Source organism: Pseudomonas baltica, from assembly GCF_014235765.1.
Taxonomy (GTDB): domain Bacteria; phylum Pseudomonadota; class Gammaproteobacteria; order Pseudomonadales; family Pseudomonadaceae; genus Aquipseudomonas; species Aquipseudomonas baltica.
The window spans coordinates 141,034-156,653 of record NZ_JACMYH010000005.1; the positions used below are offsets into that span (position 1 = coordinate 141,034).

General features: G+C 62.9%; 14 protein-coding genes and 1 pseudogene. 8 read left to right on the forward strand and 7 right to left on the reverse strand.

Annotated features, from left to right (window positions below):
• Nucleotides 1–58: 58 nt before the first annotated feature.
• The 5 genes from prfB to H7993_RS16935 all read left to right on the forward strand — a co-directional run bounded on the left by prfB (nt 59) and on the right by H7993_RS16935 (nt 6,076).
• A protein-coding gene (gene prfB / locus H7993_RS16915) for a peptide chain release factor 2 (RefSeq protein WP_122475055.1) occupies nt 59–1,154 on the forward strand; the annotation gives its coding sequence in 2 pieces (ribosomal slippage) (nt 59–130 and nt 132–1,154; 1,095 coding nt in all).
• A gap of 110 nt (nt 1,155–1,264) precedes the next feature.
• Nucleotides 1,265–2,767 carry a lysine--tRNA ligase gene (gene lysS / locus H7993_RS16920; RefSeq protein ID WP_185795069.1) on the forward strand — a complete coding sequence of 501 codons (1,503 nt, stop codon included), beginning with the start codon at nt 1,265–1,267 and terminating at the stop codon, nt 2,765–2,767.
• A 204-nt stretch (nt 2,768–2,971) separates the two neighbouring features.
• Nucleotides 2,972–3,682, forward strand: a complete 711-nt coding sequence (locus tag H7993_RS16925) for a TetR/AcrR family transcriptional regulator (RefSeq protein ID WP_185795070.1) — start codon at nt 2,972–2,974, stop codon at nt 3,680–3,682.
• 58 nt (nt 3,683–3,740) lie between these two features.
• Entirely contained in the window at nt 3,741–5,018 is a 1,278-nt protein-coding gene (locus H7993_RS16930; protein WP_122475052.1) for a flavohemoglobin expression-modulating QEGLA motif protein, read from the forward strand.
• 149 nt (nt 5,019–5,167) lie between these two features.
• Nucleotides 5,168–6,076, forward strand: a complete 909-nt coding sequence (locus H7993_RS16935; protein ID WP_185795071.1) for an alpha/beta hydrolase — start codon at nt 5,168–5,170, stop codon at nt 6,074–6,076.
• Nucleotides 6,077–6,124: 48 nt separating this feature from the next.
• On the opposite strand, the gene lptF is transcribed toward H7993_RS16935, so the two are convergent.
• The 7 genes and pseudogenes from lptF to H7993_RS16965 form a co-directional block, all read right to left on the reverse strand.
• Nucleotides 6,125–6,907, reverse strand: coding sequence for a lipotoxin F family OmpA-related lipoprotein LptF (gene lptF, locus H7993_RS16940; RefSeq protein ID WP_122475048.1), 783 nt, complete (start codon nt 6,905–6,907; stop codon nt 6,125–6,127).
• A 41-nt stretch (nt 6,908–6,948) separates the two neighbouring features.
• A complete protein-coding gene (locus tag H7993_RS16945; RefSeq protein WP_185795072.1) occupies nt 6,949–7,362 on the reverse strand; it encodes a DUF4398 domain-containing protein in 414 nt (137 codons plus the stop codon).
• A 246-nt stretch (nt 7,363–7,608) separates the two neighbouring features.
• The gene (locus H7993_RS21005) at nt 7,609–8,163 is read right to left on the reverse strand and encodes a methyl-accepting chemotaxis protein (protein ID WP_425312026.1); all 555 of its coding nucleotides are present in this window, start codon (nt 8,161–8,163) and stop codon (nt 7,609–7,611) included.
• A pseudogene (locus H7993_RS21010) lies at nt 8,161–8,934 on the reverse strand (PAS domain-containing protein); the annotation flags it as partial. The gene H7993_RS21005 and the pseudogene H7993_RS21010, both read right to left, overlap by 3 nt.
• Before the next feature lie 157 nt (nt 8,935–9,091).
• A complete protein-coding gene (locus H7993_RS16955; RefSeq protein ID WP_185795074.1) occupies nt 9,092–9,904 on the reverse strand; it encodes an OmpA family protein in 813 nt (270 codons plus the stop codon).
• Nucleotides 9,905–9,946: 42 nt separating this feature from the next.
• Nucleotides 9,947–10,351 carry a DUF4398 domain-containing protein gene (locus H7993_RS16960; protein ID WP_185795075.1) on the reverse strand — a complete coding sequence of 135 codons (405 nt, stop codon included), beginning with the start codon at nt 10,349–10,351 and terminating at the stop codon, nt 9,947–9,949.
• Nucleotides 10,352–10,591: 240 nt separating this feature from the next.
• Nucleotides 10,592–10,936 (reverse strand): pilin assembly protein, encoded by a 345-nt coding sequence (locus H7993_RS16965; RefSeq protein WP_185795076.1) that lies wholly within the window; start codon nt 10,934–10,936, stop codon nt 10,592–10,594.
• A 232-nt stretch (nt 10,937–11,168) separates the two neighbouring features.
• Between H7993_RS16965 and ppc the strand changes: the two genes are divergently transcribed.
• The 3 genes from ppc (at nt 11,169) to tsaB (ending at nt 15,531) form a co-directional block, all read left to right on the forward strand.
• A complete protein-coding gene (gene ppc / locus H7993_RS16970; RefSeq protein ID WP_185795077.1) occupies nt 11,169–13,814 on the forward strand; it encodes a phosphoenolpyruvate carboxylase in 2,646 nt (881 codons plus the stop codon).
• A gap of 265 nt (nt 13,815–14,079) precedes the next feature.
• On the forward strand, nt 14,080–14,727 hold the full coding sequence (adk, locus tag H7993_RS16975) for an adenylate kinase (RefSeq protein ID WP_122475034.1): 648 nt from the start codon (nt 14,080–14,082) through the stop codon (nt 14,725–14,727).
• A gap of 123 nt (nt 14,728–14,850) precedes the next feature.
• Nucleotides 14,851–15,531 (forward strand): tRNA (adenosine(37)-N6)-threonylcarbamoyltransferase complex dimerization subunit type 1 TsaB, encoded by a 681-nt coding sequence (gene tsaB, locus H7993_RS16980; RefSeq protein ID WP_185795078.1) that lies wholly within the window; start codon nt 14,851–14,853, stop codon nt 15,529–15,531.
• The last annotated feature ends 89 nt before the right edge of the window (nt 15,532–15,620 follow it).

Sequence of the window (15,620 nt, forward strand, 5' to 3'; positions counted from 1 at the left end):
TGGCCGGCTGCGGTATACTCTCCGGCTTTTGACACGTTACGCACGAGAGCTGCCCGCCATGGAAATCAACCCGATCCTTAACAGCATCAAGGACCTGTCCGAGCGCTCCGAAACCATTCGGGGGTATCTTTGACTACGATCAAAAGCATGAGCGTCTGACCGAAGTCAATCGCGAGCTTGAAGATCCCGCTGTCTGGAACAACCCTGCCTACGCCCAGGAACTGGGCCGCGAGCGTTCGCTGCTGGCGCAGATCGTCGACACCCTCGATGAAATGAACGCCGGCCTCGGCGATGCCCGCGACCTGCTGCAAATGGCGGCCGAAGAAGAAGACCAGAGCGCCGTCGACGACGTCTCCGCCGAAGTCGAGCGCCTGCGTGCCCAGCTCGAGAAGCTGGAATTCCGCCGCATGTTCAGCGGCGAGATGGACGCCAACAACGCCTACCTGGACATCCAGGCCGGTTCCGGCGGCACCGAAGCCCAGGACTGGGCCAACATCCTGCTGCGCATGTACCTGCGCTGGGCCGACAAGCGCGGTTTCGACACCACCATCATGGAGCTGTCGGCCGGTGAAGTCGCCGGTATCAAGGGCGCCACCCTGCACATCAAGGGCGAGTACGCCTTTGGCTGGCTGCGCACCGAAATCGGTGTCCACCGCCTGGTGCGCAAAAGCCCGTTCGACTCCGGCAACCGTCGCCACACCTCGTTCTCGGCCGTGTTCGTCTCGCCGGAAATCGATGACAACATCGAAATCGACATCAACCCGGCCGACCTGCGCATCGACACCTACCGCTCCTCCGGTGCCGGCGGCCAGCACGTCAACACCACCGACTCGGCGGTGCGTATCACCCACGTGCCGACCAACACCGTGGTCAGCTGCCAGAACGAACGTTCGCAGCATGCCAACAAAGACACGGCGATGAAGATGTTGCGTGCGCGTCTGTACGAACAGGAAGTACAGAAGCGCAATGCCGCCTCGCAGGCGATGGAAGACAGCAAGTCGGACATCGGCTGGGGTCACCAGATTCGCTCTTATGTGCTCGACGCTTCGCGGATCAAGGATCTGCGTACCAACATCGAACGCAGCGACTGCGACAAGGTGCTCGACGGCGACATCGACGAATACCTCGAAGCCAGCTTGAAACAAGGGCTGTAACACCGCCTGGCAGGCTGGCGCAGCCATTGCGTCGGCCTGCCACGGCTGGCCTGCCCGCGATCCCGGCGCCGTAGTCGGGAGCAACGAACCCGTGATGGAAAATCCAAGACATGAGCGACCAACAACCCGACCCGCAAGACCTGCAACAGGAAGAGAACAGCCTGATCGCCCTGCGCAAGGAAAAGCTTGCTGCCGTGCGTGCCCAGGGCCAGGCCTTCCCCAACGATTTTCGTCGCGACAACTATGCAGGCGACTTGCAGAAGCAGTACGCCGACAAGACCAAGGAAGCGCTCGCCGAAGCGGCGATTCCGGTCAAGGTCGCCGGTCGCATCATGCTCAACCGTGGCTCGTTCATGGTGATCCAGGACATGACCGGGCGCATTCAGGTCTACGTCAATCGCAAGACCCTGCCCGAAGAAACCCTGGCTCAGGTGAAAACCTGGGACATGGGCGACATCATCGCGGCTGAAGGCACCCTGGCCCGTTCCGGCAAGGGCGACCTGTACGTCGAAATGACCAGCGTACGCCTGCTGACCAAGTCGCTGCGCCCGCTGCCCGACAAGCACCATGGCCTGGTCGATACCGAGCAGCGCTACCGTCAGCGCTATGTCGACCTGATCGTCAACGAGGAGGTGCGCGACACCTTCCGTGTGCGCTCCCAGGTCATCGCCCACATTCGCAGCTTCCTGGCCAAGCGCGACTTCCTCGAAGTCGAAACGCCGATGCTGCAGACCATTCCCGGCGGCGCTGCGGCCAAGCCGTTCGAAACCCACCACAATGCCCTGGACATGGAAATGTTCCTGCGCATCGCCCCGGAGCTGTACCTCAAGCGCCTGGTGGTCGGTGGCTTCGAAAAGGTCTTCGAGATCAATCGCAACTTCCGTAACGAAGGCGTTTCGACCCGGCACAACCCCGAGTTCACCATGCTCGAGTTCTACCAGGCCTACGCCGACTACGAAGACAACATGGATCTCACCGAAGAGCTGTTCCGTGAGCTGGCCCAGTTGGTACTGGGCAGCACCGACGTGCCCTACGGCGACAAGGTGTTCCATTTCGGCGAGCCGTTCGTACGCCTGTCGGTGTTCGACTCGATCCTCAAGTACAACCCCGAGCTGACGGCAGACGACCTCAACGATGTCGACAAGGCGCGTGCCATTGCCAAGAAGGCCGGCGCCAAGGTGCTGGGGTTCGAAGGCCTGGGCAAGCTGCAGGTGATGATTTTCGAAGAACTGGTCGAGCACAAGCTCGAGCAGCCGCACTTCATCACCCAGTATCCGTTCGAGGTGTCGCCACTGGCGCGCCGCAACGACGACAACCCCAACGTCACCGATCGCTTCGAGTTGTTCATCGGTGGCCGCGAGATCGCCAACGCCTATTCCGAGCTCAATGACGCCGAGGACCAGGCCGCACGCTTCATGGCCCAGGTGGCGGACAAGGATGCCGGCGACGACGAAGCCATGCACTACGACGCCGATTTCGTTCGGGCGCTCGAATACGGCATGCCGCCGACGGCCGGCGAGGGTATCGGTATCGATCGCCTGGTCATGCTGCTGACCGATTCGCCTTCGATCCGCGATGTGATCCTGTTCCCGCACATGCGACCACAAGCCTGACGGTCGTTGATCAGCCGCCCCATGGGGCGGCTTTTTTATGAGCGCAGATCAGCGGTGTCATTGCCGGCCCCGACGCGGCTTGCGCCGCTGCTACAGGGATTGCGATCTCACGCCGTCGTTACAGGCGATTACGCTATCGTGTAGCAGCGGCGCAAGCCGCGTCGGCACCCACTCCCACTCCCACTCACTCAAAGGATACGAGCAGTGATCCCAGCCACACCCAGACAGGGAGCCGCCAGCGTTGCCTCGACGCTCGCCCGCAACGTCCAGTATCAAGGCCGCAAGGCCAGCCGACAGGGCAGCGAACTGCGCCGCCAGGAAATCCTCGACGCAGCCATGCGCATCGTCGTGCGCGATGGGGTGCGGGGTGTGCGCCATCGCGCCGTGGCCACCGAAGCCGGGGTGCCGCTGTCGGCTACTACCTACTACTTCAAGGACATCGATGACCTGCTCAACGATGCCTTCGCCCAGTACGTCGAGCGCAGCGCCGTGTTCATGGCCAAGCTGTGGAGCAACACCGAAGAGCTGCTGCGCGCCCTGATCGCCCGCGGCGACGGCAGCCCCCAGGCCCGCGCTGCCCTGGCCGACGAAATCGCCCGCCTGACCGCCGACTACGTCATGCATCAGCTGCAGACCCGTCGCGACCAATTGATTGCCGAGCAGGCTTTCCGCCAGGAAGCGTTGCTCAACCCGCGCCTGGCCGAACTGGTGCTGGCGCATCAGGACATTCTGCTGCAGGGCGGGCGGCAGATGCTCGAGGTGCTTGGCTCGCGCGAACCGTCGCAGGACGCACAGGTGTTGACGGCGATTATCGGCCGGATGGAATATCAGGGTCTGCTGGCCAGTGCCCCTGCCGATGCCGACCGTGAAATGCTCGGCATCCTTACCCGTTTCATGCAGTGGGTACTGAGCTGAGCCCCATGCAGTGAGAGGTCCGCTGCCGGCGGGCCGAGCCAGAACGAGGAGCAGTACGGTGGACGAGTATCAGCAGACGATTCGAGACCTGTCCGACCGCATCGTGCACGCGCAGACGCCGATCCGCGTGCTTGATGCGGTGAAATGGGACGACTCCATTCGTCACGGCTTTCTGCAGGCGGGCGGCAAGCAGATGCCTGCGGTCGACCGCGACTATTACCAGAACCGCGCACTGGGCTTCGACTCCAGTGCGGTCAAACTGGAATTCCAGAACATCGAGCGCGACATCACCCGTCAGCTCGGCCAGTTCAACCCGGTCGGGCAGATCATGCGGCGCATGTGCAAGGAGTACCGCATGGTGGTGCGCATGCTCGAGGCGCGTGGCACCGAGGACTTCGGCCTGATCTCGCAGGAGCTGTACGGCGCCGCGTCGGATGCGTTTCATGCCGGCGATCCGACCCTGGCCGACCTCGGCCTGATGCTCTCCGATTACCTGAACAACATTGCCGGGCGTGGCGATCTCAAGGACGAAGCCAAGACCCTGACCGCCAAGGATGCAGTGAACATGCTGCAAGGACGCCTGAACCGTGTGTTCGGCGAAACCGAGGGCACCATCCGCGTGTTCGAATCCGATGGCATCGTCGCCGATGCTGCCGCAGGCGCGGACTACATCAAGATCCGCAGCGATGCCATGTTCAACGAGCGCGATGTGCGCGCCCTCGAGGTGCACGAGGGCCTGGTCCATGTTGCCACCACCCTCAATGGCCAGAACCAGCCGATCTGCACCTTCCTGTCCAAGGGTCCGCCGTCGTCCACCGTGACCCAGGAAGGCTTGGCGATCCTGATGGAAGTGATCGCCTTCGCTTCCTACCCCAGCCGCCTGCGCAAGCTGACCAATCGCACGCGCGCGATCCACATGGTCGAGGAGGGCGCCGACTTCCTGCAGGTGTTCGAATTCTTTCGCGAAGAAGGCTTCGAGATGCCCGAGGCCTACGGCAACGCCAGCCGCGTGTTCCGCGGCTCGACTCCGACCGGGCTGCCGTTCACCAAGGATTTGTCGTACCTCAAAGGCTTCATCATGGTCTACAACTACATTCAGCTGGCCGTGCGCAAGGGCAAGCTGGAACAGGTGCCGCTGCTGTTCTGTGGCAAGACCACCCTGGAGGACATGCGCACGTTGCGCCAGTTGGTCGACGAAGGATTGGTGACGCCGCCCAAGTACCTGCCCGAACAGTTCCGTGACATGAACGCACTGTCCGCCTGGATGTGCTTCTCGAACTTCCTCAATCACCTGAGCCTGGACCGAATTGAAGCCGACTACTCGAACATCCTCTGACCTGCCGACGCAGCTGCATCGCCCCCCTGTAGCAGCGGCGCGAGCCGCGTCCGGGCGTTGCACATGAAGGCCTGCCTATCGCGACGCTCGCCGACATTGCTGCATCGCCCCCCTGTAGCAGCGGCGCGAGCCGCGTCCGGGCGTTGCACATGAAGGCCTGCCTATCGCGACGCCTGCCAGCGCTGCTGCTACTGACCGCACTACTGACTGGCTGCAGCTCATTATTGTTCTACCCCGAGCGGGGGTTGCCGTTCACCCCGGAAAAAGCCGGGCTGGGCTTCGAGGACGTCAACCTCACGGCCGCCGACGGTACCCGATTGCACGGTTGGTGGCTGCTTGCCAAGCCCGGTGTCGAGGTCAAGGGCACGGTGCTGCACCTACACGGCAACGGCGGCAACCTCGCCTGGCACCTGGGCGGCAGCTGGTGGTTGCCCGAGCAGGGCTATCAGGTGCTGATGCTCGACTACCGTGGCTACGGCATTTCCGAGGGGTCGCCCAGCCTGCCGGCGATCTACCAGGACATCGACGCCGCATTCGCCTGGCTGGCGAGCAAGCCGGAGGTGCAGGCCAAGCCGTTGGTCCTGCTGGGGCAAAGCCTGGGCGGCGCAATGGCCGTACACTACCTGGCCGAACACCCCAAGCAACGCCAGCGCCTGCAGGCGCTGGTGCTCGATGGCGTCCCTGCCAGTTACCGCGCCGTTGGCCAGTACGCACTGAGCACGTCGTGGCTGACCTGGCCACTGCAGGTGCCGCTGTCCTGGCTGGTGCCCGACAGCGACAGCGCGATCCGCTCCATCGCCCAGCTCGAGGGCACACCGGCGCTGCTCTTCCAGAGCATGGACGACTCTATCGTGCCGTTGGCCAACGGTATCGCGCTGTACCAGCAGGCACCGCTGCCGCGAGTCCTGCAACTGACCCGTGGGGGACACGTGCAGACGTTCGCCGACCCTACCTGGCGCCAGGTCATGCTGCGCTACCTGGACGACCCGCAGCATTTCAATGGCCTGCGCCGTCTGGGCGAGATTCCCAACTACCCAGCGCCCGCTGCGGACAAATGAAAACGCCCCGGTGATCACTCACCGGGGCGTTCGATTACAGCGCGAGGATCAACGCATCGACGAGCGTGGAGCCACTGGCTGGTTGTCGTTGGAAATGGTCACTTCCACGCGACGGTTCTGGGCGCGGCCCGAGTTGCTGGTGTTGTCGGCAACCGGGTATTCCTTGCCATAGCCCTGAGCGACGACGCGCGAAGGCTCGACGCCAGCACGAACCAGTGCGGCCATTACCGAAGTAGCGCGACGCTCGGACAGGCTCTGGTTGTAGGCAGCCGAACCGGTGCTGTCGGTGTAGCCTTCGACGATGACCTTGCGATCGGGGTTTTCCTGAAGGAACTGGGCCAGCTTGGCCACGTTGACGAACGCGGACGATTTCAGCTCGGCCTTGTTCAGGTCGAACAGCACGTCACCGAAGGTCACCAGGGTACCGCGGTCAGTCTGCTTGGCGTTCAGGCTTTCCTGAAGCTTCTTGATCTGAGCGTCGCGGGCATCCAGGCGAGCCTGAGCGCGCTGGGCAGCTGCGCCTTTGAGGTTTTCCTCGGCGCTGCGCAGGGCGATGGTCTGCTTGGCCACTTCAACGCGCTGGTTGGTCAGGTAGGCCAGTTGGTCGACTTTCTTCGCGTCGGCGTCGTCGCGGAAGGCTTTGTCAGCCTTGTCCAGCCACTCCGACGCGTCCTTGGTTTCCAGAGCCGCCAGTTGCACCGACTTGGGGTTGGTCTGCAGGGAGGAGAAATTGGTCCGCGCCTGTTCCAGGTTAGGGTTCGGCGGAGTGGAGCAAGCTGCCAGGCCAACGCTGAGAGCCAACAGAGCAGGAACCATCAATTGTTTACGCATAATCTTCATCCTTTATTCGAGTTCAAGTCGCGATGGGCAGCTTACTGAACGCTGCGCTCGGCTTCTTCGCGCAGGTCCTGTACACCCTGCTTGGAGTCTTGCACGGCCTTGGCGGCTTTGCCGGCCTGGGCCTTGCGCTCGGCCAGACGTGCGTCCCACTCGGCCTGTTCGGCCAGCATCTTGGCTTTCTCGTAGTTCTTGTCATGCATGGCGATTTCCGCCTGCTTGAACTTGTCCTGCGCCGCTTTCATTTCGACGGCAGCGTATTCGGTACCGCCAGCGCTAACGGCGCTGTTCACGGCCGACTGGGTCACAGCGTACTGTTCGGTCGGTGGCTTGCCAGCGCAGCCAGCCAGAACGAAGGTAGTGCCCAGCGCCAGGGCAGCCAGCTTCAGCCCGCGCAGAGGGGTGGACGAGGTTTTGGTAGTACGGGTATTCATGGCTTTCAACTCCATTGGATAGCTCCTGAAAAACATCAAAATCCATGACAGTCGAACGTTTCGCGCGCCTGGGTCAAGCCCGGCGACTCACTGACGCCGCTGGCTGTAATGGTTAAACGTTGGGACACAAGAGAATTTTGAATAGTTCAGAAATTTGTCCGAATGGGTGGTTTTTTTCTGACGCCGTGGGTTTGGCGCCATGAAAAAGCCCGTGATACGGATGTCGACTACATACCGTGTCGACAGCTGCCTTGAACTCGACTAGGACTCGGCGCTCAGTTGGGTAGCAAAGCTCTCGACCGCGCCCAGCACGCGCTTCGCACCGTCCTGAATTTCGGTAATCACCGTGCCTGCCTGGTTCGCCAGTTGCAGGCCAGACTCGGCTTTGTGTTTGCCGGCGCCGATGGTGGCTACTGCACCGGTGGCCAGTTTCTGGTTCTGCTGCACCACGCTCTCGATCTCTGCAGTGGCTTGGGTCGTACGCGATGCCAGCTGCCGGACTTCATCGGCGACGACTGCAAAACCGCGACCCTGTTCACCGGCTCGCGCAGCTTCGATAGCGGCATTCAACGCCAGCAGATTGGTTTGCGCGGCGATTCCGCTGATCGTCTTGATGATGTTGGAAATGACCTGGCTCTGCTCGTCCAGCGCTTCGATGCCTTCGGCGGCGCTTTGCATGTGATGAGCCAGATCTTTCATCACTTCGACCGTCTCACGCACGACTTGCGCCCCGCGCAGTGCAGTTTCATCCGTGCGCACCGACGTGTCGTACGCCACCGTGGCGGCTTCGGCGATGGCTATTTCACGCTCTACCATCTCGGTAATGACGGTAGCGACCTTCACCACCTTGTAGACTTTGGCATTGCCATCGCGGACCGGGTTGTAGGACGCTTCGAGCCACACATCCCGGCCCTTGCTGTCGATGCGTTTGAAGCGCTGGGCAACGAACTCCCCCCGGCGCAGCCGATCCCAGAACGCCTGGTACTCGCTGGAGTCGGCGATGTCGCTGCTGCAGAACAGCCGGTGGTGCTTGCCCTTTACCTGCTCCAGGCGATAGCCCATCGCCTGCAGAAACAGGTCGTTGGCGGTGAGCACGTGCCCGCTGAGGTCGAACTCGATCACCGCAGTAGAGCGCAACAGTGCCTGGATGAAGTTCTCGTGGGCGCGAGAGGTTTCGATGGTATTGGTCAGGTCGCTTGCGTAGCAGGAGAATTTGAGCAACGTGCCGTCGGTGGCGCGTACAGGGTGCATGATGACGCGCAGCCAGGTTTCGCCGCCGTCCTTGCGCAATAGCCGCCAGGCGCCACAGAAATGTTCGCCCTGCCGGATCGCGGTCCGCACCCGCGCATAGTGCGGGTCGCTGCGCACCTGTTCGGCAACGAGGCTTTCCAGCGGTTTGCCCGCCAGCTCGTCATTGCGGTATTGCAGCACTTCCTCGAAGTTGGCGTTCACGCCGAGAATGCACCCGCGAGGGTCGAGCCTCAGGTGGATGGTTTCTTCGTCCAGGCCCTGACGGATCTGCCTGACCATTGCCACTTCCTCACGCAAGGCGGCCATTTCGTTTTTCATGCGTTTGAAAGAGAACATGTCGCAGGCCTCGGGTAGGGGAAGGGCACCTAGATTATCGACCGCGCAGAACCATACTTAAGGCCAAGGCTCGCGAGCCTACCGCGCGTTCGTCGCTATGAAACGCCCGGGCATGAAAAACCCGGCGCGCAGGCCGGGCTTTCCGAGGCATCGTGGATCAATGCAGCGAAGCGCGGCTCCTGACCGGCTGGTTGTCGTTGGAAATGGTCACCTCTACCCGGCGATTCTGTGTCCGACCCGAAGCGTCGCCGTTGCTGGCAACCGGGTAGGCCATACCCAGCCCCTGAGCCACGATACGTTCGGCACCCACGCCCGTACGCACCAGCTGCACCATGACGGCATTGGCGCGTCGCTGTGAAAGGGCCTGGTTGAAGGAAGCCGAACCCGTGCTGTCGGTATGCCCTTCGACGATGACCTTGCGGTCCGGGTTGTCGCGCAGGAACTGCGCCAGGCGGCCTATGTTGTCGTAGGCATTGGCGCGCAGCTCGGCTTGGCCCACTTCGAACAGTACGTCGCCGAAGGTCACCAGGCTGCCGCGCTCAGTCTGTGCCACGGCCATCACTTCGGCTGCGGGCTGCTTGGCATTGAGGCTTTCCTGCAGTTTCTTGATCTGCGCATCGCGAGCTTCCAGGCGGGCCTGCGCACGTAGCGCGGCGACACCCTGGATCGCGTGCTCGGCCGTGCGCAGTTCGATGGTGTGCTTGGCGACTTCGACACGCTGATTGCTCAGGTAGGCCAGATGACCCACGTGCTCATCGGCCTCGTTGGTGCGAGCGGCCGCTTCGGCGCGCTCCAGCCAGTCGGCGGCGTCCTTGGTCTCCAGGGCGGCCAACTGTACCGACTTGGGGTTGCCCTGCAGGCCGGCGAAGTTGGCCTGGGCCTGCACCAGTTGCGGGTTGGGGGTCTTGGAGCAGGCAGCCAGCAGTACGACCAGCGCCGACAGGGCGGGCAACTTGAATGTGTTGTTCACGGTATTTTCCTGAATCTTGAAAGAAGAACGCGAAGGCCAGGCTCAAGAAGCAGCGCGCAGGCCTTCCTCGCGCAGGTCCTGAACGCCCTGGCGGGCATCGTCGACGGCGCGGCGAGCCTTGGCGGCCTGAGCCTTGCGCTCGGCCACACGGGCATCCCACTCAGCCTGCTCGGCGAGGCGCCGGGCTTCATCGTGGTGCTTGCGGTGCAGGGCGATTTCAGCGTTCTTGAGTTTGTCCTGGGCGGACTTCATTTCGATGGCGGCGAACTCGGTACCACCGGCGCTCACCGCCGCATTGACGGCCGACCGGCTCAGCGCATATTGCTCGACCGGTGCGTTGCTGGCACAGCCTGTCAGCACGACACCGGCAGCAAGGCACACAAGGGCTGTTTTCAGAGGGCCGAAAGACGACCGGACGCTGGATGTATTCACGCGATAGTGCTCCATTGGACAGCGATTGATTGCTTCGTCCGCTATCCGCGGCACGCCGAATCGGGCTTGCCGCCGCGATGCGCAGCGGACGGATCGATGGCCATTTCCTGGCTCTTTTTTCCGAGTCTACAATCGCTATGGAACACTATCCTATTGATTTATATGGTTTTATGCGTAGGGGCTGGCTTTTTTTTCTGGCTATTTGACCAAGCGTTTTATAAGTGTAGGAATCTTCCTGAAGTTGCCAGTCCATGTTCAGTTCGCGGTGTCGTCCGCATCGTTTTTCAAGCGCCTAAGGTGTTCGCGCGACAGCGCCAGGAAACGCGGTGTTGCGCCGATGTCTTCGTACATGGGGTCGCCTTCTTCATCGGTAGCGATGACCTTGGTCCCCTTGACGTAGGGAAAGCTGCCTTCGAGCTCTTCGAGTGCCGCACCGATCAGCTCGCCCAACAGTTCCTGAGCGTGATGCTTGGGGTACATCTGGGTCAGCGCCGCCAGGCGTGCGGCCGACTCCATGTCCAGATGTATGTTGATACCCGTGTCGGTCAGTCGGCCCTTGGCGTTCTGTTCCCAATGCTCGGCCAGTTCATGAATCTTCATAAATACCTCTTGCCCAGGTTGTTCACGCCCCCGTCCACCACGCTTGTCAGCCTCGGCTCGGCTGGGGCACTCTTTACTGTACAGCCGTCGTTGCATGGCAGTAGTTGTTGCGTACCAGTAGTTTGTAGAGCCATTTTTCCCGTGCTTGTTCAGTGGCCATGGCGATCGAATCACCGGTCGCGCCGCGCGGGCTGGAAGGGCACACCGTTTCCAAGCAATGGAGAAAATGCCGATGTCCGATATCGATCTGCGCCTGCGCGAAGACGTGCACCTGCTGGGTGAATTGCTGGGCAATACCATCCGCGAGCAGTACGGCGACGCCTTTCTGGAAAAGATCGAGCGCATACGGCGTGGCGCCAAGGCAGACCGTCGGGCTGATCCGGCCGGTGATGCGGTCAGCGCCGAACTGCGCTCCAGCCTGGACGACCTCGGTGAGCAAGAGCTGCTACCCGTGGCCCGCGCCTTCAATCAATTCCTCAACCTGGCCAACATCTGCGAGCAATACCAACTGATCCGCCGTCGCGACGAGGGCCAGCCCGAACCTTTCGAAAACCTTGCTCTGGGTGAGCTGCTGGGGCGGTTGAAAAGCGCCGGGCACAGCCCTGAAGCCTTGGCGCAGCAGTTGCTGGCGCTGGATATCGAGCTGGTGTTGACCGCGCACCCCACCGAAGTGGCTCGCCGCACGCTGATCCAAAAGTACGACGCCATCGCTGCGCAGTTGGCCTTGCATGACCACCGCGATCTCACCACCGCCGAGCGCAACGCGGTGCGCGAGCGCCTGCAGCGGTTGATCGCCGAGGCCTGGCACACCGAGGAAATCCGTCGTACCCGACCCACGCCTGTGGATGAGGCCAAGTGGGGTTTCGCGGTCATCGAAAATTCGCTGTGGCAGGCGGTGCCCACCCACCTGCGCAAGGTCGACGCGGCATTGCAGGCTGCTACCGGCCAACGCCTGCCGTTGGGCGCTGCACCCATACGCTTCGCTTCGTGGATGGGCGGCGACCGCGACGGCAATCCGAACGTGACAGCCAAGGTTACTCGCGAAGTGCTGCTGCTGGCGCGCTGGATGGCGGCGGATCTGTTTCTGCGCGATGTCGACCAATTGGCCGCCGATCTGTCCATGCAGCAGGCCAGTGCGCCGCTCATGGCCCAGGCGTCCGACAGCCGCGAACCCTATCGCGCCGTGCTCAAGCAACTGCGCGAACGCCTGCGGGCCACGCGCAACTGGGCCCATGCCTCGCTGCCGGGCGATCAGCCCGGCGATGACCAGGTGCTGCAGGACAATCGCGAGCTGATCGAGCCGTTGCAGTTGTGCTTCGATTCACTGCACGCCTGCGGCATGGGCGTGATCGCCGATGGACCGCTGCTGGACTGCCTGCGCCGCGCCGTGACCTTCGGCCTGTTCCTGGTGCGCCTCGACGTGCGTCAGGATTCGACCCGCCATCGCGCAGCGTTGAGCGAGATCACCGAGTACCTGGGGTTGGGTCGCTATGCCGACTGGGACGAAGAGGCGCGGGTCGAATTCCTCGTGCGCGAGCTCGCCAATCGCCGGCCCTTGCTGCCGACCTGCTTCGAACCCAGCGAAGACACCGCCGAAGTGCTGGCTACCTGCCGCGAGGTAGCGGCCGCGCCGGCTGCGTCGCTGGGCTCCTACGTGATCTCCATGGCGGGCGCCGCCTCTGACGTGCTGGCGGTGCAGCTTCTGCTCAAGGAGTCCGGGCTGCGTCGATCGATGCGCGTGGTGCCGCTGTTCGAAACCCTGGCCGACCTCGACAATGCCGGCCCGGTGCTCGAGCGCCTGCTGCAGCTGCCCGACTACCGCAGCTCGCTGCAGGGTCCGCAGGAGGTGATGATCGGCTACTCCGATTCGGCCAAGGATGCCGGGACCACCGCGGCCGCGTGGGCGCAGTACCGGGCCCAGGAAACCCTGGTGAACATTTGCCAGGCGCACGGCGTCGAGCTGTTGCTGTTCCATGGTCGCGGCGGCACCGTCGGCCGCGGCGGCGGTCCGGCCCATGCGGCCATTCTGTCGCAGCCACCAGGCTCGGTGGCGGGGCGCTTCCGCACCACCGAGCAGGGCGAAATGATCCGCTTCAAGTTCGGCCTGCCGGACATCGCCGAGCAAAATCTCAACCTGTATGTCGCCGCCGTGCTGGAAGCCACCGTGCTGCCGCCGCCGCTGCCCGAGCCTGCCTGGCGCACCGTGATGGACGAGTTGGCGGAGCAGGGCGTCAAGGCCTATCGGCAGGTGGTGCGCGAGAACCCGCACTTCGTCGAGTACTTCCGCCAGGCCACGCCCGAACAGGAGCTCGGTCGTTTGCCACTGGGCAGCCGTCCGGCCAAGCGCCGGCAGGGCGGCATCGAAAGCCTGCGCGCCATTCCGTGGATCTTCGGCTGGACCCAGACGCGGCTGATGCTGCCCGCCTGGCTGGGCTGGGAGGCGGCCCTGGGCGCAGCGCTGGCGCGTGGCCAGGCTGCACAACTGGCTTCGATGCGCGCCCACTGGCCGTTCTTCCGCACGCGCATCGACATGCTCGAGATGGTGCTGGCCAAGGCCGATGCCGAGATTGCGGCGCTGTATGACGTGCGGCTGGTCGAACCCGAGCTGCAGCCATTGGGCGCGCAACTGCGCGACCTATTGTCGCAGTGTTGCGCGGCCGTGCTGGGCCTGACCGGGCAGACTCACCTGCTTGCGCACAGCCCGACGACCCTGGAGTTCTTCAGCCTGCGCAACACCTACCTGGATCCGTTGCATCAGTTGCAGGCCGAACTGCTGAAACGCTCGCGCGCCCGCGAAGCGGCGCTGGACAGCCCTCTGGAACAGGCCCTGCTGGTCACCGTGGCAGGCATCGCCGCCGGGTTGCGCAATACTGGTTGAGACTGGTGGTCGATCGGTGCAGCCGGGCAGCTGTCAGCTCGGGTGCAACCGATTGGCGGTGATACCCGGTACAACCCCTGCAGGATGCCGTCCTCGGGGGCAGGTGCCTGCGACTTTCGGTGGCTTGTGTGCCCCGTGCCCGCTGTGTATCTTGATCAGCCTTTGGCCATCTTGCGGCCATCATTTTTCTTGGGAAGGGCTTCTGCCGTCAGCGCGGCGGAAGCAGATTCGACGACTATCTATAAAAATCGAGAGGAGCACATCGATGCGCGTGATTCTGCTGGGAGCTCCCGGGGCCGGTAAAGGTACTCAGGCAAAATTCATCACCGAAAAATTCGGTATCCCGCAAATTTCCACGGGCGACATGCTCCGTGCTGCCGTCAAGGCCGGTAGCGAACTGGGCGTGCTGGCCAAGAGCGTCATGGACAGCGGTGGCCTGGTGTCCGACGACCTGATCATTGCCCTGGTCAAGGAGCGCATTGCCCAGCCCGACTGTGCCAACGGCTTCCTCTTCGATGGCTTCCCGCGCACCATTCCGCAGGCCGAAGCGCTGGTCACCAATGGTGTGGAGCTCGATCACGTTCTGGAAATCGCCGTCGACGACGAAGAGATCGTTCAGCGTATCGCCGGCCGTCGGGTCCATGAGGCATCGGGCCGGGTCTATCACACCGTCTACAATCCACCGCGCGAAGCGGGCAAGGATGACGTGACCGGTGAGGCGTTGGTGCAGCGCAAGGACGACACCGAGGAAACCGTGCGTCATCGCCTCTCGGTCTACCACTCGCAGACCAAGCCCTTGGTGGCCTTCTACAACGAACTGGCGGCTGCCCATGGCAAGCCCAAGTGCAGCCACGTCGAAGGCGTCGGTTCGGTCGCCGACATCACCGCCAAGGTGCTTGCCGCACTGAGCTGAGTGCTGGCATCCAGACGCCTGGCATCCACACACTGGGTGTCGGCCACTGCCTTGCCATGAACGGCCCGCTTGCGGGCCGTAGTTGTCTATAATCGCCTATTCCCCCTTGCTTGGACCCTTTCGATGACCACCCTGCTGGCCCTGGACACTGCCACTGAAGCCTGTTCCGTTGCTTTGCTGCACGATGGCAAGGTGTCGAGCCACTATGAAGTGATCCCGCGCCTTCACGCGCAGAAGCTGCTGCCGATGATCAAGACCTTGCTGGCCGACGCGGGGGTAGCGCTGACGACCGTCGATGCAATTGCCTTCGGACGCGGCCCGGGCGCGTTCACCGGGGTGCGCATCGCGGTAGGGGTGGTCCAGGGCCTGGCGTTCGGTCTGGATCGTCCCGTGTTGCCAGTGTCCAACCTGGCCCTGCTGGCCCAGCGCGCTTGGCGCGAGCATGGCGTCGGCCAGGTAGCGGCCGCGATCGACGCGCGCATGGACGAGGTGTACTGGGGTTGCTATCAAGAGCGCGCCGGGGAAATGCGCCTGCAGGGCGAGGAAGGCGTATTCGCGCCCGAACGCGCCCAGCTACCGGCTCAGGCTTCTGGCGAATGGTTCGGCGCGGGCACCGGCTGGACCTATGCCGAGCGGATCGCTGTGGCCACTGTGGGGCGTGACGCCAATCTGCTGCCCCACGCACAGGACCTGCTCGAACTTGCGCGGTTTGCCTGGGCGCGTGGCGAAGGCTTGCCCGCCGATGGTGCCCAACCGGTGTATCTGCGTGACAACGTTGCCACACCGAAAAAGCCGCCGTTGTAGTACGCTTCGTCGGCGTTCAAGCCTGTAGTGCGCATTTCATCGGCATAATCTGCCCTTGAGATAAAACTTTGCCGCAATGTGTGGTCTAG